Annotated in this window: 18 protein-coding genes; 9 read left to right on the forward strand and 9 right to left on the reverse strand. The window is 48.8% G+C overall.

Features of this window, described 5'->3' with window-relative positions; all coding sequences use genetic code 11:
- Positions 1 to 88 precede the first annotated feature (88 nt).
- From H608_RS23710 to lpxB, 5 genes are all read left to right on the forward strand, one after another.
- Positions 89 to 1,066 carry a HEPN domain-containing protein gene (locus tag H608_RS23710; RefSeq protein ID WP_028788040.1) on the forward strand — a complete coding sequence of 326 codons (978 nt, stop codon included), beginning with the start codon at positions 89 to 91 and terminating at the stop codon, positions 1,064 to 1,066.
- A gap of 194 nt (positions 1,067 to 1,260) precedes the next feature.
- Positions 1,261 to 1,839, forward strand: coding sequence for a DinB family protein (locus tag H608_RS0112920; RefSeq protein WP_028788041.1), 579 nt, complete (start codon positions 1,261 to 1,263; stop codon positions 1,837 to 1,839).
- A gap of 68 nt (positions 1,840 to 1,907) precedes the next feature.
- On the forward strand, positions 1,908 to 3,710 hold the full coding sequence (locus tag H608_RS0112925) for an ABC transporter ATP-binding protein (protein ID WP_038008401.1): 1,803 nt from the start codon (positions 1,908 to 1,910) through the stop codon (positions 3,708 to 3,710).
- 9 nt (positions 3,711 to 3,719) lie between these two features.
- Complete coding sequence (locus H608_RS22305) at positions 3,720 to 4,034, forward strand: rhodanese-like domain-containing protein (protein WP_051268278.1); 315 nt, start codon at positions 3,720 to 3,722, stop codon at positions 4,032 to 4,034.
- Positions 4,035 to 4,140: 106 nt separating this feature from the next.
- The gene (gene lpxB / locus H608_RS0112935) at positions 4,141 to 5,265 is read left to right on the forward strand and encodes a lipid-A-disaccharide synthase (protein WP_028788043.1); all 1,125 of its coding nucleotides are present in this window, start codon (positions 4,141 to 4,143) and stop codon (positions 5,263 to 5,265) included.
- On the opposite strand, the gene H608_RS24575 is transcribed toward lpxB, so the two are convergent.
- The 6 genes from H608_RS24575 to recG form a co-directional block, all read right to left on the reverse strand.
- On the reverse strand, positions 5,249 to 5,410 hold the full coding sequence (locus H608_RS24575) for a DUF6728 family protein (RefSeq protein ID WP_169395532.1): 162 nt from the start codon (positions 5,408 to 5,410) through the stop codon (positions 5,249 to 5,251). The two genes, lpxB and H608_RS24575, sit on opposite strands and share 17 nt — an antisense overlap.
- Before the next feature lie 39 nt (positions 5,411 to 5,449).
- Positions 5,450 to 6,115, reverse strand: coding sequence for a hypothetical protein (locus H608_RS0112945; protein WP_051268280.1), 666 nt, complete (start codon positions 6,113 to 6,115; stop codon positions 5,450 to 5,452).
- Positions 6,116 to 6,214: 99 nt separating this feature from the next.
- Positions 6,215 to 7,645 carry an FAD-binding oxidoreductase gene (locus H608_RS0112950; protein ID WP_028788045.1) on the reverse strand — a complete coding sequence of 477 codons (1,431 nt, stop codon included), beginning with the start codon at positions 7,643 to 7,645 and terminating at the stop codon, positions 6,215 to 6,217.
- Positions 7,646 to 7,823: 178 nt separating this feature from the next.
- On the reverse strand, positions 7,824 to 8,882 hold the full coding sequence (locus tag H608_RS0112955; protein WP_051268283.1) for a PorP/SprF family type IX secretion system membrane protein: 1,059 nt from the start codon (positions 8,880 to 8,882) through the stop codon (positions 7,824 to 7,826).
- Between the two features lie 27 nt (positions 8,883 to 8,909).
- Complete coding sequence (locus tag H608_RS0112960) at positions 8,910 to 12,611, reverse strand: T9SS C-terminal target domain-containing protein (protein ID WP_028788047.1); 3,702 nt, start codon at positions 12,609 to 12,611, stop codon at positions 8,910 to 8,912.
- Between the two features lie 43 nt (positions 12,612 to 12,654).
- Positions 12,655 to 14,814, reverse strand: coding sequence for an ATP-dependent DNA helicase RecG (recG, locus tag H608_RS0112965; protein ID WP_245565760.1), 2,160 nt, complete (start codon positions 14,812 to 14,814; stop codon positions 12,655 to 12,657).
- 15 nt (positions 14,815 to 14,829) lie between these two features.
- Here recG and H608_RS0112970 point away from each other — a divergent pair, with 15 nt between their 5' ends.
- The 4 genes from H608_RS0112970 (at position 14,830) to H608_RS0112985 (ending at position 21,125) form a co-directional block, all read left to right on the forward strand.
- Positions 14,830 to 16,038 carry a glycosyltransferase family 4 protein gene (locus H608_RS0112970; RefSeq protein ID WP_081658885.1) on the forward strand — a complete coding sequence of 403 codons (1,209 nt, stop codon included), beginning with the start codon at positions 14,830 to 14,832 and terminating at the stop codon, positions 16,036 to 16,038.
- A 177-nt stretch (positions 16,039 to 16,215) separates the two neighbouring features.
- Complete coding sequence (locus tag H608_RS0112975) at positions 16,216 to 17,865, forward strand: hypothetical protein (RefSeq protein WP_028788050.1); 1,650 nt, start codon at positions 16,216 to 16,218, stop codon at positions 17,863 to 17,865.
- 25 nt (positions 17,866 to 17,890) lie between these two features.
- Positions 17,891 to 19,528: an autotransporter outer membrane beta-barrel domain-containing protein gene (locus H608_RS0112980; protein ID WP_028788051.1), complete on the forward strand. Its 1,638-nt coding sequence runs from the start codon at positions 17,891 to 17,893 to the stop codon at positions 19,526 to 19,528.
- A gap of 58 nt (positions 19,529 to 19,586) precedes the next feature.
- Entirely contained in the window at positions 19,587 to 21,125 is a 1,539-nt protein-coding gene (locus H608_RS0112985; RefSeq protein ID WP_155990160.1) for a T9SS type A sorting domain-containing protein, read from the forward strand.
- A 155-nt stretch (positions 21,126 to 21,280) separates the two neighbouring features.
- On the opposite strand, the gene H608_RS0112990 is transcribed toward H608_RS0112985, so the two are convergent.
- From H608_RS0112990 to H608_RS0113005, 3 genes are all read right to left on the reverse strand, one after another.
- Complete coding sequence (locus H608_RS0112990; protein WP_028788053.1) at positions 21,281 to 24,532, reverse strand: choice-of-anchor tandem repeat GloVer-containing protein; 3,252 nt, start codon at positions 24,530 to 24,532, stop codon at positions 21,281 to 21,283.
- 374 nt (positions 24,533 to 24,906) lie between these two features.
- Positions 24,907 to 25,173 carry a hypothetical protein gene (locus H608_RS0112995; protein WP_028788054.1) on the reverse strand — a complete coding sequence of 89 codons (267 nt, stop codon included), beginning with the start codon at positions 25,171 to 25,173 and terminating at the stop codon, positions 24,907 to 24,909.
- Between the two features lie 366 nt (positions 25,174 to 25,539).
- Entirely contained in the window at positions 25,540 to 26,196 is a 657-nt protein-coding gene (locus tag H608_RS0113005; protein WP_038008405.1) for a Crp/Fnr family transcriptional regulator, read from the reverse strand.
- Between the last annotated feature and the right edge of the window lie 75 nt (positions 26,197 to 26,271).

Consider the following 26,271-nt stretch of genomic DNA (forward strand, 5'->3'; position numbering starts at 1 on the left):
CGACTTCCCCTCTATATCAACAAGTCCGAATCAATAGAGGACATTTTATTTTCTATTAAAATCATGCCAAATAGCATTCGTTTACCATATGCAAGCAATTACTGTCATCTCATTAAAAGCCTTCAATATATCGGACTCTAGTGCAAATCTCAGTCTTGGCGAATTAGTTTTAATTCCGCCTTTTGATAAGTTGGATGGCGAGTATTTCAATTCTTATGTTGCGGCGATGGGCGGACAGATTGGGATGTCGGCCTTTGTAGACAAATGGTTTATTGGGAATAGATCATATATAAATGATCGGCAAGAAGTTGAGATTTTGCATTTGAAAGCAAAGCACATTGCAAGTCAATTTTTAAACTGTCTATGGTATGTCGCGGATAATGCCTGTAGCGTTATTGAAATCTATACATATGTGATTGATGGAGAAGAATATGTCTTAAGAAGTTCCTTTGGACTAGGGTCAACAACTGCGGATGGGGAAGTACCGACCGTCGATTTTAGTTTGTCTGACATAAATACTGCGGCAAGCATTTATGAAAAAATGATCGAAATTAATGACAGCGAAAGCCGGCAACTGACAATTGAACTGAATAGTTTTCAACCGCAAGCATTGCATTCACCTTATCATTTTGCAGATCAGGCTAAAACCAATCGCTTAGAAAGGGCTCTAAGTATTCTAACTATGGCACGAACTAATTCGTTTATCCCATTGAAAATATCACTATATATGTCTGTTTTAGAATGTCTGTTTACCACAGACTCAAACGAAACTGTCCATAAAGTCTCAGAGCGTGCAGCGTTTTACATCGGAACAAATGGTCAAGATCGTTTAATGATTTACTCTTTGATCAAACAGGCATACAGTATACGTTCTAAATTTTTCCACGGACAAGCCCTGTCAAAAAAGAATGCAGATCATCTCAGTTTAAAGACGACGTCTACAAAAGTAGACCAACTTTTGAGGGTTATTCTAACCAAGGCATTGATCATCGATGCAGATTTTTTTTCAAAAAAACCCGACAAATTCGATGAAGCTTTGAATACAATGATATTTGGTCAAGCGTAGCATTATTTTGTTACATTTCAAAACTGCAGAACGTTTGGCATTGTTGGTGTTAAAATCAATAAAAGCGCGTGCATCCTTTTGCTGACCCGCGCGTAAACGAGCCAAGGCATCTTCCCTATACCTAAACTCACTACTTATTACTTAAAACGGCTGTTTAACTTATTACTTTTAACCCCGCTCCTTAACTTCGCGGCATGCAGGACCCAATTTTGCTCACAAGTCTGGTGCAAAAAGCCCAACAGGCCAACCAGGAGGTGCAGCAATATTTCAGCACCCTTTCTTTCGCCCAGCTCAACTGGCGCCCGGCACCGCTTACCTGGAGCATCGGTCAATGCCTCGATCACCTCGTGGTGTCGGATCTGCATTATTTCCCTACCCTGAAACAAATCGCTTCCGGGCAATACGAAATGAAACCCTGGGAAAAATGGAACCCGCTCCGCGGCATGTTCGGGAAAATGCTGGTCCTCAGCATGCAGGAACAACCGAAAAAGAAATACCGGGCACCGCGCATTTTTTTGCCGGATGAACAACCGATCCAGCCTGTAAGCCTGCTCGAACGATTTACCAAACACCAGGACAGCCTGGTCGGTTACCTGCAGGCTTTCCACCGCACCGACCTCGACCAGGTCCAGATCACCTCGCCCGCTTCCAAACTGGTTACTTACAGCCTGCGGCACGCGCTGATCGTGCTGCTGCAACACCAATATCGCCATATTAACCAGGCTCGTCGGGTTGAAAACCATGCTGATTTCCCCCGGCCTGGCGAAAGTTGAGTTTTTTACCGAACTTGTAGCCTTCTGGTTTGTTGGTTGTCTTTAACACTGTTTGTTGCACTTCTTTTATGAAAATACTTCTCCATTACCTTAAGCCGCACAAGTGGCTCGTAATTCTCGTACTGACTCTGGCCGCCATTAATATCGGGTTTTCCCTGATCGATCCGATATTGCTGGGCAGGCTGATCAACCTCGCCGGTGATCACCTCAAAGGCACGCTTTCGGCCGACCGTTTCTTCAATTCCTTTTCTTTTAAAGAAATGGGCGTATGGTTTATCCTGATCTGCTCCATTTCCGTGGCCATGGTCAGCCGGATCGCCAAAAATTTCCAGGATTATTTCCTCAATGTGGTGATCCAGAAGTTTGGCGCAAAGGTGTTTACCGACGGGCTTCAGCAGGCCATGAAATTGCCTTACCAGGAATTTGAAGATCAGCGAAGTGGTGAAACATTATCCATCCTCACCAAAGTACGGGCCGACGTTGAAAAGTTCATGATCAACTTCATCAACATTTTATTTGGTGTCATCATCGGCGTGATCTTCGTATTCACCTATGCCGCCATTTATATCAACTGGCGGATTCCAGTTGCTTACCTTATTGGCGTCACCGTGCTGACCGTGGTCACCAACATGCTGAGTAAAAAGATCAAGGTTATTCAAAAAAGCATTGTCGGGCAAACCACCGCGTTGGCAGGTTCTACTACCGAATCATTGCGCAATATCGAATTGGTGAAAAGTCTTGGGCTTACCCACCAGGAAGTAGAACGTCTGAATAAGAATACGTATAAAATTCTCGGGCTTGAACTGACCAAAGTAAAACGGATTCGCAGTATAAGTTTTATTCAGGGCACGATGGTAAATACGCTTCGCCAGGTTATTCTTTTTATCCTGATGTGGCTGATCTTCCGGGGCGAAATGGACGCCGGCCAGCTCGTAACCATGCAGATCTTCTCCTTTTTTGTATTCGGACCGCTGCAGGAAATCGGCAACATCCTGCTTTCCTATCGCGAAGCCGAAGCTTCCCTGCAGAACTTCCACAACCTGATGCAAAAAACACCCGAGCGCGAACCGGCCAACCCGCTTCCGCTCGGACGTATCGAAACACTGTCGTTCCGCAATGTGAGTTTTAAACACCAGACCGCTTCGCAAAAAGCGATCAATAATATCAGTTTCAATACCCGCCGTGGTGAAACCCTCGCCTTTGTTGGCCCGAGCGGAAGCGGTAAGTCGACGCTGATGAAATTGCTGGTGGGCCTGTACCGTCCGCAGGAAGGAAAAATCCTTTACAATAACCTCGACGAAAATTCACTGCGCTTCGATGACCTGCGCAACCAGATCGGTTTTGTAACGCAGGACACCAACCTCTTCAGCGGCACCATCCGCGAGAACCTGTTATTTGTGAACCCCGCCGCCACGGAAGAAGATGTGCTCGAAGCGCTTACAAAGGCCTCTTGTCTCAATCTACTGGCGCGTGCGGAGAAAGGTCTCGATACCATGATCGGTGAAGGTGGTTTAAAACTATCCGGTGGTGAAAAACAACGTTTGTCCATCGCGCGTGCCTTGCTGCGCAAACCCAAACTGTTGTTGTTCGATGAAGCGACCTCCGCACTCGATTCAATAACGGAAGAAGAAATCACCAATACCATCCGCGATATTTCATCAGACGGAGATCAGATCACGATCCTGATCGCCCACCGCCTCTCTACGATCATGCATGCCGACCGCATCTATGTGCTGGAAAAAGGCGATATTGTGGAGACCGGCACGCACGAAGAACTGCTGGAAGAAAAGGGACTTTACTACGCCATGTGGCGTCAGCAGATCGGGGAACGCAAAAGCAATAAGAAGCTTGCCGCCGGCGAAAGCATTTAAAAAATTCGAATGGGACTTTTTTCCTTTCTTAACAAAGGATCAATAAAGGCGGCTCTCCGTAAGGGAGCCGTCATTATTGACATTCGTTCTGCGCAGGAATATGACCGTGGACGAATACCCGGTTCGCTCAATATTCCTGTCGACCGGCTTTCCGGCCATATAGAACGGCTCAGAGGTTTTGACAAACCACTCATCATCTGCGGCACCGATAATACGCGCATCAGACAAGCCATCCGCAAACTCAAAAGCGAAGGATTCACGGAACTGCATGATGGAGGGCATTGGGAGAAGCTTTTCATGCTGAAAAGCAATTTGAAAATTTGAAAATCAGAAAATGTATAGAATAATTGAGATGCTGTCGGTAGTCATAAAACGGGTATATAATTGTCAAATCATCAAATTTTCAAATTAGCCCATTAACTTTAGCCCAATGTCAACAGGCAAAAAATATTACCTCATCGCGGGAGAAGCCTCAGGAGACCTGCATGGCAGCAACCTTATCCGTGAACTACGCCGGCTCGATACGGATGCCGATATCCGTTGCTGGGGCGGTGATAAGATGGAAGCCGCGGGCGCCACGCTTGTCAAACACTACCGCGATCTCGCTTTCATGGGTTTCACCGAAGTGCTGATGAACCTCCGCACTATTTTCCGCAACCTCGCCTTCTGCAAAGAAGACATACTCGCCTTCAAACCCGATGTGCTGGTGCTTATCGACTATCCGGGTTTTAATCTGCGCATTGCCAAATGGGCCAAACAACAAGGTATCCGCATCGTCTATTATATTTCTCCGCAGGTGTGGGCCTGGAAAGAAGGACGCGTGAAGATGATGAAACAATGCATCGATAAAATGCTGGTCATTCTTCCCTTTGAAAAAGATTATTACCGCGACCGCTGGAACTGGGATGTAACCTATGTAGGTCATCCCCTTGTTGAAGTAATTGAAAAAGCTCAGGCCGGACCATTGCCTGCTTTTTCCGATAAACCGGTGATCGCCTTGTTGCCCGGCAGCCGCAAACAGGAAATCAGCAAGAAATTGCCGATCATGCTGGGTGTAAGCCATCATTTCCCCGACTATCAGTTTATCGTTGCCAGAGCACCGGGTGTGGAGGATAGTTTTTACGACGCGTTGATCCAGGAATACAGCAATGTTTCTTATGTGACCAATCAAACTTATGATCTGCTGCGGCAATCGAAAGCTGCGCTGGTAACGTCGGGTACGGCTACGCTCGAAACGGCCTTGTTTGCCGTACCCGAAGTGGTGTGCTACAAGGGCTCTCCTATTTCTTATGAAATTGCCAAACGCGTTATCAGGATCAAATACATTTCCCTGGTGAACCTGATCATGGACAAGCTGGTAGTGACCGAACTGATCCAGCACGATCTCACTACAGAAAATCTGAAAAGGGAATTAGGGAAATTGTTGAACGATGAAAAAACAAAGGAAACGCTTGCTGCCGATTACGCCGCGCTAAAAGATCTCCTTAGCCGGGGCGGGAATGCCTCAGCCAAGGCGGCTGTTCACGTAGCGGCAATGGCTAACGGAGAAGCTTGATCGCCAGTATCACCAGGCAGAGCAGGAATATCAAAATGCTGATCCGGTTGATGCCGTGCATGTATCCCACCCAACTACTCTTGGGCCGGTCGGCACTCGGCTTTTTGATATACAGATACTCCGCCAGTTGTCTGAAGACTCCCATAACACACAAATTAGACGGTAAAGTTACGGAAACGCCGGATCAATAACGGCCATAACGTCCCTGGAAAAGGGCAACATTCACGCCTGCCCGCACGATCGGCACAATATCAACACGCGGCGCCGCAGAAGGATCATTCGGGTTATACGCAACATTTACATACGGCGAGTTACGGTCTTTCAATACATCAAATAAAACGGATATATAGAAGAAAGTATTATTGCCGGGCTCGCGACCGGATGCAAAACCGGCCCCTACCAGCAGCGAGTTTGCCTCCGTTTTATATTTATCGGATTGATAAAAACTTCCCGGAGCGGCCGTATATTTCACTGTGCTGAAGTTGTGCTCGAATTGTCCCTGTACAAACAAAAACTTTATCGGATATACTCTGGCAAATACACCCGGCCCCCAAACTGTCTGACGGATTTTGTCGTCATAGTCCAGGTAATCGCGTGCGCCTGAAAAAGTATAGTTGAAAGCGATGCCCGCATCAGCCCAGTCCGTCAATGAATACCCGAATACAGGATTCGCACCCAGGATGGTTTGTCCATTGAAGAAGGAAACGTTCACCGAACCACCGGTAAACAATTTTTCCAGTTTAAATCCTTTGCTCGCTTCTTCGTCATTGCGTTGTGCTTTTGAGCACAACGGAGCAACGGTAAGGGCAATAGCTGTTGTAACAACGGTCAGTATTTTTGCAATAGACATAACACTTCTTTTTTGACAACAATTTTATCCCTGCAAATTTAGGAACATAACGCTGTGCTGCAATAGATTCGTCTGCCTTCCGCCGATTTAAGCAATATTTTAACCTGCCTGTAATCCCGCGTCGAAAATCTTACCGGCATTCAGGATATTGTTCGGATCAAATACCTTTTTTATCCCACGCATAAGTTCGAGCTGGCCATGACTGAATACTACGTCCATGTACTCTTTCTGGATGAGGCCGATGCCGTGTTCGCCGCTGATCGTTCCGCCCAGTCCTTTTACGAGTTCAAATAATTCCCGCAGGTGCTGCATCATCACTACATCGCCGTGGCTGTTGGGCGTACCTTCTTTTTTGATACGGATATGCAGGTTACCGTCGCCGGCATGACCATAACATACCGCATGAAAGTTATTGCGCGCACCGAGTTCCTTTACACCGCGGATCAGGGCCGGCAAGGCAGCACGCGGCACTACGGTGTCTTCTTCAATGGTATAACCGGCGATCTTCACCGCCTCGGCCGTACGACGGCGCAGTTTCCACAATTCAGCTTTTTGCTGCGCATCCTCCGCAAAAAATACTTCGCCACCTTCATACTGTTCGGTCAGCGCAGCGATCTGCTCCATATCGCTCATCAGCAACTCCATGTTGTTGCCATCCACTTCAATGATCAGATGCGCAGCAATATCGTCCGTTACCGGTACCACATAACTGTCTACCATCTGGCTCACAATGCGCAGTGCATCGATCTCCACCAGTTCCAGCGCGCTGGGTGTAAAACCCGCGCGGAAGATGGCACTTACTGTTTCACTGGCTTTTTCCAGTGAGCGGTAAGGCACCAGCATCAGGAGGTCAAATTTGGGATAAGGAATCAGCCGGAGTACGATCTTGGTAACGATGCCCAGCGTGCCTTCGCTTCCCACGAAAAGTTGCGTAAGGTTATAACCTGTTGAGTTTTTCAGTACGTTGGCGCCCGTCCAGATGATCTCACCGTTGGGCAGTACCACCTGCAGGTTCAGCACATAATCTTTTACCACACCATATTTCACTGCCTTGGGACCGCCGCTGTTTTCGGCGATATTACCTCCGATAAAACAAGATCCGCGGCTGCTGGGATCAGGAGGATAGAAAAGCCCTTTTTCAATAACGGCATTCTGTAATACTTCGGTGATCACGCCCGGCTCGGTTGTTACCTGCAGATTGCGTTCGTCAATTTCCAGGATGCTGTTCAGCCGCTCCATGGACAGCAACACCCCGCCGAGATGCGGTAATGCGCCACCACTGAGCCCTGTACCGCCGCCGCGCGGCGTAACCGGGATAATATCACGGTTACAGATTTTCATGATCTCCGAAATTTCTTCCGCGGTACGCGGCTTCACTACCACTTCGGGCAGAAAACTCAGCGTTTCCGTTTCGTCATGCGAATAATGTTGCAACGTATCCGTATCGGCAAATACATACGCTTCACCAACGATCTTTTTAAATGCTTCCACGTGTTCCGCCGTGAGCGTTGCCTGTGAGGTAACTTCCATGTATTACAGTATAAAAACTTAGGGTGTAAAAGTCGGAATAAATCGGCAATAAAACGCAGTGTTTTACCTTGTTTGAGAAGGGAAAATCACGGCCGGATGCAGGGTTATCCTGCCATCCCCGGATGGAAGTATCTCTTTTTAATTTGACCTTGCAGATATACGCATTTGCGTACGATCACTAGTTCTTAAATGTAGGACACATCGATTGACGGCGATTGCCGTTATAGCGGTCTACCACGCCTTGTTTGATCAGGGAAAATTCAAAAGCGCCTCGCGTATTGTTGTAGTTGCGCAGGGTGGAGATCGTAGCGTCGTAAGTGAAGTTGAACACAAAGTCTTTCAGCCCAAAACCGATCATCGGGATTACCGCATCCTGGTGACGATAGTACAATCCGCCGATCAGGATTTTTTCTCCGTCGCCGGATAGATTATAGTGTGCATTCAGGCCTACTACCACTTCATACGATTTGGTCTGAAGCGAGAAGTAAGCATTCGGGTTAATGATCCACTGGTCGCTGGTTTTAAAACTGCCGTTGATAAAAGCCGTATGCCGCATGGGTATCCTGTCGTCCACACCACTCTCGCCGGTGAAAAAAGTTTCGCGCGGACGGTTGATGTGATGCGTGGAGAACCCGACGTTCAGGTAAGTATTCTCATTGGGAAAATAAGCATAGTTCATGCCCGCCTGGATGTCTACATAACTCAGGTTATTGGTAGTGAGTACCGCGCTGGTGGGAATATTGGCGTCGAAAAATTTGCCATCGAATTGATCGGGGAATTTGAGATTGGTGGCATTGATTTGTTTGTTGGCCCATCCTACATTGAATCCTGCACTGAGCAGGCTGCTGAGGCTAAGCGACTGGTGGTAGGCTACCGAACCATAAATACGGGTGGTAGTCAGGTTGCCGCTGCCCGCTACATCGCGCAGGATCAATCCGCCCACACCCAGCCATCCGTCGTTATCGCGGTTTTGCAATACCTGTGCATCGCCGAACAGACTCATGGTTTTGTAAGGCACCGACATGACGGAAGACCATTGATCGCGGTAGTTGACACCGATACGGTAATCCGCATCGGGCATAAAACCGGTATTGGCAGGATTGGTGAGCAAAGGAGAATTCATGAATTGGGAATAGTGCAGATCCTGGGCGCGGCTTGTCAGTGCGCCGCACAGCAGAACAAACAGTCCGATGGCGCGGCAGGCATTATTTCTTATGGCAGTACTTTTCCGGTTCATTGTTTCACTTTTTACACTACAAACTCCCTACCGTATTAACGTTATATCACCCTTTTTGGTTGCTTTTGTGCCATCGAAAAATTCTACGTCGAGCGTATAGGCATACACATCCATCGGTTGAAGAGTTCCTTTCACACGGCCATCCCATCCATGATTACGGGAATTGGTTTCAAAAACTTTTTGACCCCAGCGGTTCCAGATAATGAAACGCAGTTTGGCAATGCCGAATCCCCGTGGCATTACGACACTGTTTACATCGCGGCTATTGGGCGTGAAGGCATTAGGCACATCCAATGCGGGTATCACGGTCGCACTCACGGGCTGGCAGATCGTATCGGTACATCCTGCCGGCGTATAGGCAATCAGGCATGCCGTGAATGTGCCGGTTGAATTATATTGGTGTTGCACTTCTGCTCTCGAGGTGGTTACCAGCGAATCTCCGTCACCAAACAGCCATTTGAAGTTGGTGGCAGACACAGAAGATTGGTTGGTAAATCTTACCGGCGTATTCACTTCAGGCGTTGCCGGAGCAAACGTGAAAAGCGCCTGTGGTTTTTCATTCACAGTTATGGTAAATGTCGCCACGTCGGTGACGTTACAGGTATTGGGATCGGTAGCGGTCATCGTTACCTGGTAGGTACCCGGAAGATTATAGACGTGCGTGGGGTTGATATCCGTGGAGGTATTGTCCGCTCCCGATGCGGGATCACCAAAATCCCATTGGAAGGTGGCACCACCAACCGATGTGTTATTAAACTCAGCCGTATAAGGTGCGCAGCCTGTAGGCGGCGTATCAAATGCTGCTACTACATTCGCTGCCACGCGTACCTGCAGGGTGATCGAGTCGGGGTTGTTACAATAGGCCGTATCTTTTAGTACAAGCCGAACGTTGTAAGTGCCCGGCGCGGCATAGGCGTGGTTCACACTGTTAAGACCCGCTACCACCCGCGGTGAGCCATCACCAAAATCCCATACAAATGATGTATCCGTAAACGGACGGCTCGGAAGCGTCGTAGAGTTGTTGTTGAATTGATAACTGAACGCCTGGCAGGGAGGTAGCTTCACCACCGTGGCCGCCAGGTCGGCACGCAAGTCGCCTACTTTAATAGTAATGTAAGCCGTATCACGTATGTTACAGCTATTGGGATCGATGGCGATCATCATCACCCGATAAGTACCAACCGTATTGAAAGTATGTGAACGTGTATAACCATCCGGCAGCCGCGGGAAAGGACCTTCATTGAAGGAAGAATAAGTCGGATCGCTCTGATCGATGGGACCACTTCCGTTATCGCCAAAATTCCAGATGTATTCCGTTGCATTCAATACCTGATCGGTAAATTGTACGGTCAGCGGGAAACATCCTGCGGTATCATTCGGCACGCCGCCGATCGAAGCGCCCACACTACCACCCACACCCGCCAGATCAAAGTTGATCTTCAGCATGCCGAGGTTACAATAGTCGCCGCCTTTATTAGTAGACCAGGCTCCTGCTGTGACCGGAAGACCACCGGGTGTACCACAGGCCGCGCAAATGGATTGATAGATCACGCCGTTTCTGTCGAAGCGGCTGGTACCTCCATCCACGTGATCGCTGAACTGACCATTGAGCTGTCCGAAGAACCCGCCGTAAAGAAAGTCTGTTGCATTGCGTTGCAATACGAAGAAATAGAAATCCTGTCCGTCGGTGGTAGATCCTGAGCGGCCGGGTGGATTGATCGCATTTTTCACCGGCATGTTGTTCGCTGTGCCCGCAAGAAAAGGGAATGCCGTTGCGCTGATATTTCCACCCCACCCGGACACATATACGTTCTGACACCTGTCTACCAGGAAGGCTGTCGGAGAGATATTCGGACGGTCAACCACATTGCCAAAGCAAGTGGAATAAACGTAGGCCGAAAGGTCGGGTTGTAGTTTTCCAATGAATTGTTTTGATCCGGGATTCGAATAGGCGGCATTGATCACATTCCATGTGCCGGTCGTTGTTCCCATCACATAAGGAAATCCGTCCTGATCGAATTGTATACCGTATACCTGGTCCACACCGCTTGTGCCGATATAGGTAGCGCGCAACAACGATGAACCGTCATTGCTTACCACCGCCACATAACCATCAATGGTACCAGATAGAGCGGTGCCGATCGTACCAGGTGTAATGCCGGTAAAGTCGCCACTCTCGGTGCCTCCTGCTACAAATATTTCACCACTTGGTGCCAGTGACAAAACATATGCGGCATCATTTTGTGAACCTCCTAAAAATCCGGCAAACGTCATGTTCAGATTCGGATCAAATTTCATGAGCACGGCATCCTGAAATCCTCCGCGCGGAGCAGGGCCGAAGCCGGCTGTTGCCGGAAAACGGTCAGCGGGATTTGCGGATAAAGATTGTGTAGAGGAAGCCACGTACACATTACCGGCCGCATCCAGAATTACTTCACTGCGGCCATCATCACCATAGTTACGCAACAGTGATTGAGCTCCGGAGCGGTTGGGGCGGATATTCACGCCATCATCGCCGGTGCCACCAATGCGTTTTGACGCAACAAGTGATCCACCATCAGGGCTCAGTTTTGTTACTACAATATCATAACCGCCACCACGGCCGATGACACTGGTCGCATCATTAGGCATCAGCGGATAGTCGGTAGAATGCGTACGTCCTGCCAGCACCAAATTACCTTGTCCGTCAACGATCAGGCTATGCGGTTGTTCGTTGTGCGAACGTCCGCCGATATAAGTTGCATACACCCTGTTGGAGCCGTTAGGTGTAAGTTTGATAATGCCCATATCGAAACCGGCCGTGCCGTCTGCTGCTGTACCCCCGGCAAAGATTTGCTGAAAGGCACCTGCGGAAGTAGGAAAGCCCGAACCGAATACGATGCCGCCACCAAAGAAAGCTCCGTCAGGACCGTAGGTCGCCGTAAAACCCCAGTTATCTACGCGGCTGCCGCTATAAGAACAGAACACCAGGCTCGGATCGATCACCAGCGGTGATTTCGGGTCATAGCCTTTGATATTAAACCGTACGGTATTGCCTTTTACTTCGTAACGCGTGCTTACTTCCTTCTTCACCCCATTCACGATCTGGTAGCTGTAAGGCGCAGATTCTTTCATATCGCCGATGGAAGTACGAACGATGAGTTCTTTATTTTTCACTTCCAGTCCGTCAACGCCATCATATTTCAATACAATCTGATTGAGATCCGCACCGGCGGCAGCAATGATGTCATATTTCAGTACACCATTTTCGGTGTAATAGCGAACATCGATGCCGGGATAAATATTCTGGTATTGAATGGCCTGGTAAACTTTACAATCCGAGGCCCAGTTGGCGGGATCATTACCGATAAAATAGTTGTTGTAAGTAGGAAGCGCTTTATCCGGTTGTGTTTGTGCGGCAGTATTTGCTCCTACAAAGTCCACATGGTAAGCATGGCCGCGCAGGGTAACCTTGTCGCTGAGCACCGATTTTCCGTCGTGCGGCACTCCGTGCATACTTTCCTGCAACTTGTCGTAATCGGCCTGATTGTACTGGCTTACGGTAAACCCGGTGCGGCGCAGAAAAAAAGCACCATTGCTGACCTGGCCCATGTACAATACACGCTTGTCCCATTGACCTTTGTTCTGTACAAATTCAATATTGCCATATTCCTGAGAAAAGCAGGCGGTGGCAACCAGGATGGACGCAAGGAATAGACTGAGCTGTTTCAGGGTAAAAGTTTGTATCATTAAATTAACGAAAATATTCGAGTTCGGGCTTCCAAATCTTATGTTAAGATATCCTGCTCCACGGCGTCTTACCCTTCTGTGCTGTCAGGAATTCTTTCAGCCGCAAATTTTCTGCCGAAACAAGTTCGGGGTCTTCTTCCACGATGGCGATGGCCATTGCTCTGGCGGCTTCCAGTATCGGCCGGTCCTGTACAATGTCGGCAAGCCTGAACGGCAGCATGCCGCTTTGTCTTGTGCCTTCTATATCGCCGGGGCCGCGCAATTCCAGGTCTTTTTCTGCAATCTCAAATCCGTTGCTGGTGCTCACCATGATCTTGATGCGCTCGCGTGCATCTTTTCCCAATTTTTGTCCGGTTAAAAGGATGCAATAGCTTTTTTCCGCTCCGCGTCCTACCCTTCCGCGTAACTGGTGCAATTGGGAAAGACCAAATTTTTCGGTGCTTTCAATCACCATCACCGAAGCATTCGGCACATTCACGCCTACTTCGATCACCGTGGTCGATACCATGATCTGAGTATCATTGGAAACAAAACGTTGCATGTTCCATTCTTTCTGATCGGCGGGCTGACGGCCATGCACCATGCTGATCCAGAATTTCGGCTCGGGGAAATAAGATTTTACCGTCTCATATCCGCGCATGAGGTTTTCGTAGTCAAGTTTCTCGCTTTCTTCGATCAGCGGGAAAATAATGTATGCCTGTCGCCCCAATTCTAATTCGGCTCTAATAAAGTCCATCACGCGGCCGCGATCATGTTCATAACGATGAACCGTGGTAATTGGTTGCCTCCCGGGCGGTAATTCGTCAATTATACTGTAATCGAGGTCGCCGTAGGCTGTCATGGCCAGCGTCCGGGGAATCGGTGTGGCAGTCATCACCAGCACGTGCGGGGGCAAAACCGCCTTTTTCCACATACGTGCCCGTTGCTCAACCCCAAATCTGTGCTGTTCGTCTATAATAACGAGACCAAGGCGATGAAATTGCACTTTGTCTTCGATAACTGCGTGCGTGCCGATCAGTAAAGCTATTTCTCCCGATGCAAGACCTGCCAGTATTTCTTTCCGTTCTTTGCCTTTTACCGAACCCGTCAGCAGCCGGACGGGAATATCCATTCCTTCCAATTGTTTGCTGATGGTCTCGTAATGTTGTCTGGACAGGATTTCGGTCGGCGCCATCAGCACAGCCTGGTAGCCGTTGTCGAGGGCCAGTAACATGGTCAGCAATGCCACGATCGTTTTACCACTGCCCACATCTCCCTGTAACAACCGGTTCATCTGCCTGCCACGCGCGGTATCCTGCCGGATCTCTTTCAATACTCTTTTTTGTGCACCGGTTAATGCGAAGGGCAGAAACTCGTGGTAATATCTGTTGAAATGTTCGCCTACCTGGTCAAACACCACTCCTTTCGAATAGCGGTGCCGTTCGGAACGAAGCAGGTTCATCCGCAGTTGCGCCAGGAACAATTCTTCAAATTTCAACCGGCGTAATGCATCGGCATAGGCCTTCGGCGATGTAGGGAAATGGATGTCCTGATAGGCGCGGAACCTGGATGGCAACCGCAGTTTGCTGAGCATGGAGGCCGGCAGGTTTTCGGGAATATCCCGCTCCCGCAATTGTGCCAGCAAAACCTGGGTAATCTTGCCGAGTTGCCGTCCGCCCAGACTGCGGGCTTTTAATTTTTCAGTGGTGGGATAAACGGGTTCGAGCCAGGCCTGCCCTTCTTTTTTTTGCGGCGTCCATTTTTCGGTTTCGGGATGCACGATCTGCGGGCGGCCAAGGAAAAATCCCACTTTTCCATAAACGAGATAAGACTGCCCGGGCTCCAGCATCTTCTGCACCCACGTGACGCCCTGGAACCAGGTGAGTTCGAGGCTCCCGGTTTTGTCGCGCAGTTCGGCTACCAGCCGCCTGTTTCGCTTTTCCCCGATCACTTCGCTGCGCACGAGCACGCCTGCCACCTGGATATAGTCGGTGTCGGGACTGATATCAGCAATGGCAGATACCTTGGTGCGGTCAATATGCCTGTTGGGGAAATGGTGTAGCAAATCGCCGAACGTGAAAATGTTCAGTTCTTTCTTCAGCATCTCACCCCGCTGAGGCCCAACGCCTTTGAGGTAATCCACCGGACTGGCAAGTATGTGCTGCTCGGATGAAATCATGGACAGTAATAATCCCAAAAATACGCCGTGCAGATGGAATGACATGAATACCGCAGCTTTATGGCGGTAAATTTTGACCGGATCAGGGTATTGCAGTTCCAGAATTTTGTCTCTATTTTACGCTCAAGAACCAACGGATCGTTTGAAAAACCATTTATGAATACCAGTTACTACCTGCTTCAGGCCGGGGATTTATTCCCTGCTCCCACTGACCGGCTCCTGCTCAGTTTTCTAACGGCATTTGTCCTGTCCTTACTTTTTATTCCAGTGGTCATTTACCTGGTGCGGCGTTATCGTTTGTACGATATGCCTGACGCGCGCAAATTGCATGCAGCACCGATTCCGACAATGGGCGGGCTGGCCATAGTAGCTGCATTCATTCCTGCCTTGTTGCTCTGGGGTACCACGCCTGACAGCATCACCGCATCCGTTTTTCTTTTGACCGTTGTATTACTGACAGCCTTGGGCATTGCCGATGATCAGCGCGATCTTTCTGCCAGATACAAACTAATGGTGCAGACAGGCATTGCCGCCATGATTGCAGTGGCAGGTTTTCGTATCCGGACATTAGGTGCATGGTTCGATGATGGCGAACTGCCGTTGATGGTTCAATATGTACTTACGATCTTTTTCATAACAGGCATTACCAATGCATTCAACCTGATCGATGGCATTGATGGACTGGCAGGAGGCATTGCCTTCATGAGTTTATCGATATTGTCGTTGTTCCTTTTCCGTGCACAGGATTATGCAGGAGCCTGTGCCGCGATGGCATTGGCTGGTGGTGTACTCGGTTTTCTTTATTTCAACCTGAATCCTGCACGCATATTCATGGGAGATACGGGTTCTCTGGTGATCGGATTCGTGATTGCAGTATTGGGAATACGACTTACCAATGTTGTGCCTGCACACAGTAATCTGTTGCCGCAACCATTGACATTGATGACGGGCCTGGTATTGTTGCCGGCTGTTGATATGGTACGTGTATGCTCATTGCGTATGCTGAAAGGCAGACCGCCTTTCTCTGCTGACCGCACCCATTTGCATCACCTGCTTACAGATCAGGGTATCAGTCATGCCAATGCAACGCGTTTACTTTGTGTCATTCACGGATTGTTTTTATTGCAGGCCTATTGGCTGCAAACATGGTCCGTATTCATAGCGATTCCTGTACAAATTACTTCGGCAATATTGATCATGATCATGGCAAAACATCTGCCGGCCATGTTGCGGCGGCAGGGATGGCGTTACCTCACAGAACAGGATTAAGTATATTCCCGTAACATATTGATCTGTCGCAATTTTTGGTGTAGTTAAAGCGCTACGCAAAATCAGCAACGCTTACTACTTTCCAAAAACGGACAGTGCTATTTCTTTGCGTTCAATATTTTCCAGTACCATAAGCATAACCGTAGAGAAGACGGAGTTGCTTCTAAACCCGATTTTATGAAATTCAACTTTACCCGCCGCGTGCAAACGCTGGCAACACTGCTGCTATTCCTGGGCCTCAGCACCATCACCCGGGCGCAATTAAAAGTAGGCGACAACCCTACATCCATCCAGAAATCATCCATTCTCGAATTAGAAAGTACCCGTCAGGGTCTGCTGCTTCCGCGTCTGGCAGACACAGTTGCTATCAATGCACTCACGCCACCGGATGGTATGATCATTTATCTGAACAGTGACAACAGTCTCCGTCTGCGCAGCAACGGTCACTGGAAAAAGATCGCGGATCTGGGCGAAGCCGCTGCCAACTGGTCGCTCGCCGGCAACAGCGGTACCGATTCTACCCTCAACTTTCTTGGAACAGTAGACGGCAAGCCATTGGTCATGAAAACAAATAATGCCGAGCGTTTGCGCATCAGCTCCGATGGTAAGATCGGTATCGGCACCAACGCACCTACAGCCATGTTGCAGGTAAATGGTGATGTAAAACTTCCTGCGCTGGCCAACGGCACAAACGAACTTGAGGTATTGGTGCTCGCAGCAGATGGTTCTGTTCACAAACGCACCATGTCTTCTGCCGCCTTTACCAATGCCATCAGCGCCATCAACGGTATTCAACGCCATGCACTGAGCATTACAGCTTCAGCCAATACAACAACGGATACGGTTGCTATTCAAAACCGTGACGCTGACAGCACTATCGCTATCTACCTGCCTGTACAAAACGGCGCATCGCCTACCAAGCCTTACGGTTTTCTGACACTGGCCGATTGGAATAAAATCCAGAGCGCGGTACAAACCATCACCATCGGAGCTGTAGCTTCCACTCCCGATGTAAACGGCGCTACCATTTCTGCCGACACTACTTCACGTACCATCATCCTGCATCCGGCCGATGCCACACATCCGGGTATTGTAACAGCCGGTGCACAAACATTCGGCGGTGATAAAACATTTGCCAACAACGTAACGGCTAACGGGACACTGACGCTTAATTCGGTTGCCAACAACAACAGTGCAGACTCTGTGCTGGTGATTAACAATGGCGTGGTACAAAAACGACAGGTAAGTTCATCCGCGTTCGGCAATGCCATCCGCAGCATCAATAACAATCGCGACACAGCACAACACATTGCCTTTCGTAATACCGGTACCGATCTGACCGTATCCACCAATGGCACAGACTCCATCTACCTGAACGTTCCCGATGCGAGCAACAGCAACCGTGGTGTGGTAACAACCGGTGCGCAAAACTTCTCGGGTAGTAAACATTTTGCCGACAGCTTAACCGCTGCAAAAACCGTATTAGTTGGTAACAATGGTGCGGCTAACTCCACCATGCAGGTAGATGGATCGCTCGCGCTTGCCATCCGGACGGTTACCGGCAACTATACCATTAATGCAACGGACAATACCGTACTGGCCAATACCTCATCAGGCGCTATTACTATCAGCCTGCCTGCTGCATCGGGTATTGCCGGCCGTATCTATACGATCAAGAAAATCGGTAATGGCGGCATCGATAACCAGCTTACCATCACACCCACCAGCGCAACGATCGACGGAGGCAGTAACTATGTGATCTATAACGACTGGACTTATGTGACGCTGCAGACAGACGGCAGCAACTGGTATGTGATCAAGAAATAAGTTTACTCACGTTAACTCCTGAATCATGCATAAAGTCTATTATGCAGGAGTGGTGTTATGTATGCTTGTGCTTACAACAGCCGTGCGTGCACAACAATTGCGGTTGGGCAAACAGCCTCTTAACCTCCAGAAGTCGGCTATCCTTGAATTGGAATCCGACAACCAGGGGTTACTGCTTCCACGGATCACAGACACCAGTCTTATCAACAGTCTTAGTCCGCCCGATGGCATGGTGATCTTTCACCAGCCATCCAGGCAACTGATGATACGCGGCAATGGTTACTGGAATGCTTTGGCCTCATCGGCAGCACTGGCCAGTACGTGGAAAACAACCGGCAATGCAGGCACTGACACAACGGTTAACTTTATAGGCACAACAGACGACAAACCGCTGTTCCTGAAATCCAACAGCAGCACGTATATGAGTATGGGACGAAGGCAATCGTTAGGATTGACGCAGTCTTATGCAGATTACAATGACAACAACGAAAAAGTGACGTTGCTGCGGAGCGCATTGCAATTTGAAGCACCGGGCGCCAATCTATATAAACCGAAAATATTTATCGATGCCAATGGCAACCTTCGCTTCAAGGCGAGTGCTGCCGGCACGGACTATATCGAGTTTGGCGCATTGGGCACTTCCAATTCGGGCGGCTTCGAAATCATAACGGGCGACGAAGGAGATGAGCCTGTACTTTTCAGAAGTTATAACAGCACTACGGCTACTACTTCTGAAATGCTAAGGGTGCAAAGTGGACGCATGAGTCTCGGTGGCGGCAGCTTCGACGGTACCAATCCTGAAAAGCTGCTGGTCGATGCCGGCACCACTACCTCTTACAACCTGATATCCGCCAGAGGTTCCATCAACAATTACCTCCAGTTGAATATCCAGAATAAATCTGCCGGTACCACCGCCAGTTCGGATGTAGTAGCCACGGCGGATAATGGCAGCGAAACGGCCAACTTTATCGACATGGGCATCAACTCGAGCGGGTTCACCAACACAACCTATCCCATCGTGGGTGGCAGCAACAATGCCTATCTCTATAGTACAGGTAACGACTTCGTAATCGGTAATGCAACGAGCGGCAGAAACCTCCGGTTTTTCACGGGAGGATATGCCAATGCCAATGAAAGAATGCGGATCGATGGCAGCGGCAACATAGGCATTGGCACTACCTCACCGGCGACATTGCTGCATGTGCGTACCGGCACTTCGGGTACCTCCGGACTGAGGTTGGAAAATCTGACCAATAGCTCGTCCGCCACAACAGGTGCTGCCGTATTAGGTGTAGATGCCTCCGGAAATGTGGTAAGGGCAAAAGCTCCTGTTTATTACAGTGGTACCGGCACCGCAACAGTCGACGCCGTTACCAAAATATGGGTAGCTGAAATTGACAACACGGCTACCGGCGTCATCACCGTTACATTTCCCACAAACATTGGCTTCACGAGTATTCTTGCGATCACGGCCACGGCCAAAGGCGGTACAGATGTAACGAACGCACCTATTGCAACAATTGTCAGCAATACCGCTTCACAAGTAGTGTTGCGGATAGTGGAAAGTAAAACCACCGGCATCCTCATCGGTGGCAACACGGAAGGTCTGGAAGCGCATACGTCAACAACAACAAAAATATTCCTGCGGGTAGAAGGCAACTAATTTGAAACGCCGGCAACGATATCGTCTCTTCTTGCTGTTACTTACCATAACATCGGGCTTGTCATTGCGTGCGCAGCAGGGATTTTATGTACCGCAATCCGCGCAGGTATTTTTTAAAGGAGATTCATCCGCCATTTTTTCCAACGTTATCTTAAATGGAAATTTAGGTGTGGGACGATTGGCAACGGTTAACTTTTTAGGCCAGATCTGGCAGAATGATCCAGGTGCCCGCATCACCGATGAGTCAGATAATGGTACCGGTGTAGATGGCGAAGGCGGTTGGATCCGTTTTTTAAATAATAATCATCGCCAGCAGCTTATCGGTGGCTACAACGCCGCCACGCGTCAGGGACCTTCATTCGGGCGGTTCCAACTCGATAATCCTTTCGGCGTGCAACTTATCAACGGCAACGTGCGAAGCCGCAACGCCTTCGATTTCCATCGCGGGCGCGTATACCTGGAAGAGCATGTGTGGGTACTGGGAAACAATAATCCGGGTATTCTTACCGGCTATGATTCAAGCCGCTATTTCGTTACCGGCAATGCTGCAGACAAAGGACTACTACTGCGTGAAAATATCCGCAGCTCCGACGGATTGGTGGCCTTTCCGCTCGGCAGTAAAGACTATGCCTATACACCTGCCGCCATACAGAACTACAGCGACCGCGGTGATGATTTTTTTGCGACGGTATTCGACAGCGTTCGTGCGCAGGCCGTAAGTGGCAACATGCGCGTAATCGAATCCGTTAATAAAACATGGCAGTTGGGACGGCGCAATTATCCCGGAGAAGACAGCATCAGATTGGTATTACAACACAGGGAACAGGATGAAGGCGGCTATTACACCCTGATGCGCGACAAAGCATATGTTAGCCAGTTTGTAAACGGGCGTTGGGACACGACAGCCAATCCCGCTCCCGGAAGTGGTGGTTATATTACCAGCAGCAGTGTTATCACGAACAGTTACACCAATGAACGCGGATTTGGTCTCAGCTTCTCCAACAGCAGTTTCTTTACCAAATTAACCGGCCAGCCCACCTATACGCCTGAAACCAAACTCCGCTTCAATGCCTATCGCATCGACGCAGATCGTGTGAGCGTTTACTGGCACACCAACCCGGAAATCAATGTGCAGTCGTTTGTGGTGGAAAGAAGACTGAGTCCTGAAAGCAATTTTACGCCTGTAGGCAGCTTGTCCAGCCAGGCGCCGGGAGGTTACAGCTTCAGCCAGCTCTCCTATCAAACGGTTGATCCGAATAGTTACATCGGCATAAGTTATTACCGTCTGCGCATCATCAACCACGACGCATCCCTCTGGTATTCGGATACGGTAGCCGTTACGGGTAAGCCGGGCCTGTACAGCATCCTGTTGTGGCCAAATCCATCCAGTGGTCATTTCCAGGTAACGATCAATAATGAGTTGCACGCGAAGTCGCTCATCATCTGGAATGCAGCCGGTCAGTTGATCCGCCGTGAAGAAGTCAATGGCCGCAACGTCATTCCGCTCTACATTCCGATCCAGGGCACTTACTTCGTGGGCGCGCTACGAGCCAACGGCGAACTTATTGAAACAAAGAAAGTGGTGATCGCTCAGTAGCTAATTTGAAGATTTGAGGATAGTTGCTGCGGGATAATCCCGCGCCATTACCTCAAGACCTCAACTTTCAAATTATCAAATCTTCAAATTATTCCTCACGTTTATTAAAAAAAATGCCTCCGTAAGAATACGGAGGCCTGATAGTACACACTGCACTATTGCCGAAGCAGTCTGACCGCTCCCCGCTCTTCATTCAGCATATACACCACCTGGTATACACCTGCCGGAAGATGGCCGGACTGCAACGATTGTAATGTTATTCCCGCCTGCACCTGCCGTTTGCCCTGCTGCAATACACGTCCTGCCATATCAACAACCTGGTAGGTGAACACACCTGGCCGCTCGCTGGTGATCCGGATCACCGCATCGCCTGATGCCGGGTTCGGACTTATTCTAACCTCTTTTGCCAATGCTGCAGTTCTGTCGAGAAGAATAACTGAAGAATAAGTGACGGTTCCGCTTTGTTCTTTCATCTTCAGACGATAATAAGACCGTACCGCAGGTGTTGCATCTTCAAAATTGAACGGACTGTTACAATCCTGTGCAAATGCCATCACCATACCGATGTCGGTAAAGTTCAGGCCGTCCGTACTGCGTTGTATGGTAAAATCCACGTTTTCCGTACAGGCCGCTTTCCAGGTAAGCCTGTTAGATACGGTTTGTTTTTCCCCTTCGAACGAAAGCATACGCACGGGAAGTGTGGTAAGCGATCGCGTGCTGAAATAGAAGGAGGAAAATTCATTCACATTTATCGTATACACATAATCGTTAGCCCATGTTCCTGCCGATGAACTTATCTGTGTGGCCGGAGCATTCAGGAAGGGAGAGCAGTTATCACTGTTGCGGAATACCGCCAGATCACCGGGACCGACAATGCCCGAGCCGGCGGTATTCTTCAACGTTTCGAATTCGGTTTTACGGATATACAACCTCACGGACACGGGCGACGACGGTGCAAACTGCGAACGTATCGCGATGTTTCTGTCGAGGTAAAGGTTGTTGAGGCCATCTTTCCGTACAGGACCGTTGTGTACGTAATAAGTAATGGACACCGTACCCAATACATTTCCGTTTGCGTTAATCTCAGCAACGGCTTCACCCGTGGTATTGGTAAAAGCTACCCATTTGTTTGCATTGGTGGTATTGATCACCGCAGTTGTGGCGGCAGTGCAGGAGCCCGGAAGTCCTTCGGCAGTTGGTGCGGGAACAGGATCTGCTTTCACCGAGCCCGGCAAGGCACCGTTGGCTCCATCGAAATTAACGCGGTTGATGAAGCCATTGGTTGCCGGATCATATTCGAACATCACGCCTCTATGTTCCGGTGCAGGGCCCAATACACGCGTAAATCCATATAATTTATTTTCCATCACGGTCAGCGGTGCAAAGGAGGTACGCCCCTTATCTCCTCCAAGGTCAACCTTCTTAGTCACCACGAATGTTCCCGGATCGTATTCGTAAATCACACCTGTCTGATCAGTGCCTCCAAAGCGTGTACTTCCGTACAGCTTATTGTTATATACCACTAATGCTGCCAGGTTTTCACTGCCATCGTCGCCGGTAAAATCATGACGTTTGATAATACCGTTAACAGCCGGGTTGTATTCAAACAATGTTCCGTGACCGAAACTTCCGCCAACACGGGTGGTGCCATAAAGCCGGTTGTTGTAAACGGTAAGACCACCATAAGGCTGATCTCCCAACGCACCGGAGAATATTACTTTTTCAGCATAGGCATTGGTTGCCGGATCGTACTCAAACAAAACACCTCCTCCGTTTTCATGACTGCGGGCGGCAACCCCGTATAGTTTATTATTGAAGACACAAAGTGGTCCCCAGGTGAAACGGGCTACTCCCGCGCTTGACAAATCCACTTTGGGAGTATAAACGCCCGTCTGCGGATCAAATTCATATAATACGCCCCTGTCTTCTCCGCCTCCATGTGAAGTAACGCCGTAAAGTTTGTTGCCAAAGAGTGTCATGCCCCGGTAGCTGAAGAGGTTGGTTGAATAATACCCGGTCGCTGCGCTGAAACTGTATCGTGTAGTAAACGCTTTGCTCAAAAGATCATATTCATAGATAACACCAAGACCATTGGTTCCTCCTTCCGCCGCGACACCAAAAAGTTTGTTATCGACTCTTGCAAGGTTGCCTGAAGGGTCACCCGCGATCACACCACCGAGATCCACTTTTTTCTGGTAAACATCTGTCGCGGGATTGTACTCGAACAATGTACCCTGGCTGTACTGGCCGCCGCGATTAGTAAGTCCGTACAACCTGCCGTTATGAAGAATCATTCCTCCCAGCGGATCCGCGCCCTCAGACCAGTCAAATTGCATTTTAGGAGTTAACACATTACCTGCCGGATTGTACTCAAACAACACCCCGTGATCGTCAATGCCTCCGTCGCCGGAGGACCCGTAAAACCTGTCGCCCACAAGTGTAAGACCGCTGCAGCTATTTATGCCGGCTGCTGTTGTTATAGAAACTCTTTTGGTGTAGACGAACGTAGCCGGATTATAATCAAAAATCACCCCGCGGTTTTGATCACCCCCATCCTGCGTAACGCCGTACAGTAATCCGTTGTAAAAGGACAGCGGCCCTGATGGCGTATACTCACCCGCTTGCGTAAACTCCTTGCGATTAGCAAAAGTTTGTGTCGCGGGATTGTATTCAAAAAGCAATCCTGCACCAGCGCTTCCACCATTTGGTATAACGCTGATAATACGGTTGTTGAATGTAGTCAGAAATGATTGTTCGATCTGTGAAGGGGCCGCAAAGCTATGCTTGTTGACAACCGTGCCGGCGGCTGGATCATACTCATATAACATTCCCCGATCGTTGGCGCCACCGTTTTTTGTTAACCCATAAAACTTGTTATTGATCACAACAACACTGCTAATGGCCTCCGCGTTCAGCGTATTGGCGAGACTTACTTTTTTTACCAACTTATTATTGGCCGGGTCGAACTCAAAAATAAAGCCGCCATTGGTATTATTTTCCCGCGCACACACCCCGTACAATTTTTCATTGAAAAGTGTAAGCGAGCCAAGCGCTCCTTTTCCACCGATGTCAATCAGGTTGGCGGCACCCTGGTATTGTGCAGATGCCGGATCAAAAACGAAGATCACCGGAAATCCTAAGTTTCCGGAGGGTAGCATGCCATACAACCTGGCATTGTAAAGAACAGGCTGTTGAAAATAATCCGGAAAGATACCTGCGTTGATAAAATTAAAATGGTGACGAACGCGTTGGCCCGTGCCATCGAAACGTGTTGAGAAAATGGTCCCTTTGTCATCGGTTCCACCGGAACTGGTAACGCCCCAGAGCTGATGGATGCCCTGCGCCGGAGATACGATTGCCCGGCAAAGGCAGATAAATAATAGTGCGGTAAGGTAATAGTGCTTCATGTCGTTGGTTTTTGAAGCACGAAACTATCCAGGCAGCTACCGGTTGCACACGGTGATTTAACGAAACGGACTTTTCGGTTAACGAAAACAGCCGTAATAAGTATTAAGTGGTAAGTGTTCAGTAATAAGTTTTAAGGAAACAGCCGTTTTAGGTTCTGACTATGCACAACGGCCTTCACTTATTGACCTATTCACGATTCACCATTCACCCTTTTTGACTTTTGAATTTTGACTTGAAAAAGAAAGGCCCGCTTTCGCGAGCCCTTCCTGGCGTTCCTGTTAAACGCGGCGCATGCCTGCGCACAATCTTAAAAGCAATTGACCGCAAAGTTCTCTTTTTCTCAAGCCCTTTGCAGGAAGAACTGCGAACGGGTTTACCGCAAGCAGTTCCTCATTACTGCTGTAAAGGACAGCCTGGTTTTTCCCTGCACAATTTGTTCGCTTTTATTTTTACGATTGACAGACGGCACCGGCGTACAAACGAGGCCGGGTAAATTGACAATAACGTAATGGCTTCCGCAGGTGAAGGCGGTTGCGGCAAACAAACCAGGAGAAGAATAACCAAGGGCTTTCCCTTCGTCTGCAACAGACAACGGCATACAGGCAACTGTTACCAAAGCAGCAGGAAAGGTGGAGTTCATGCTGTTACTGCTTTCACAGAAAAAATGGTAACCGCAGACCGTACTGGTGGCTGCAAAAGAGGGATCGTTGTTAGTGGGTAACAACTTATTTGAAATGGAGGCATATATTTTTCTATCGCCCGCTTCGAAGAATATTGAAGGGCTGCATAAAAAAGATGATATGGTCCGGGGCATTTTCATGCAAAACTGGATCTCCCGAAGGACAAGCAGGGAAACAAAAAAATATAGATTTTATGATTGCATCAAGCGCTGCGCGGAGAGCAGACAACCGGAGAAGTTGCTTTTAATCAAGCGGTTTGCCGCGCAAACACCCGCCCCTATTGACATTACAAGGGTAAACACATTTATTTTAATAAGTATTTACACTTAATAGATAATTTGACTTCTGTCAATCTTTTTCTTTCCCGTTTTTGCCGGAACAACCTCCGGAGCACGTGCAAAACGCCGTCTCACACGGCTCAGCGTCTCCAATGTAATACCCAGATAGGATGCTATATACCGCAACGGCACCCTTGTAGAAAGCGCTTCATGCCGGCCAAGAAAATAACGGTATTTGTCTTCTGCATTATTCAATCGCGCCAGATACGCCCTCCTTTCCGCATCACCATAATACCGCTGCACCAGTTTTCGCCCGACATAATTAAATTCGGGATAGTGCTCATACAACCAGTTCAGTTCTTCAAAACTCAACATCAACAGCTCGCAATCTTCAATTGCCTGTATATTATCGAGAGAAGGAACCGGCTCGTCCAATGCCGGAATAGAAGTGACCAATTCATTGTCCGTGGATATCCAGGTCGTGATCTCCCGCTGCCCCTCGAAAGTAAAACCACGGACAACACCTTTACGGATGAAATAAACATTATTACAGATCGTGCCTTCCCTGAGCAACAATTTCTTTTTTTTGACCTTCATCGGGCGAACGTGATTGCACAGGTAGTCTTCCACTCTTTTGGTCAAAGGGTGCAGGCAGGACAGTACCTGTAGTAGCGGCGTGGCATCTATGGACTGAGGGCGATCCATGGTTAACAGATTGGTGGTTTTCAAAAATACAATCTTCCGGTCGGCTTCGCCGTTGTATTTTGATCGTTTTTTACA

The organism is Terrimonas ferruginea DSM 30193 (assembly GCF_000425585.1).
Taxonomy (GTDB): Bacteria; Bacteroidota; Bacteroidia; order Chitinophagales; family Chitinophagaceae; genus Terrimonas; species Terrimonas ferruginea.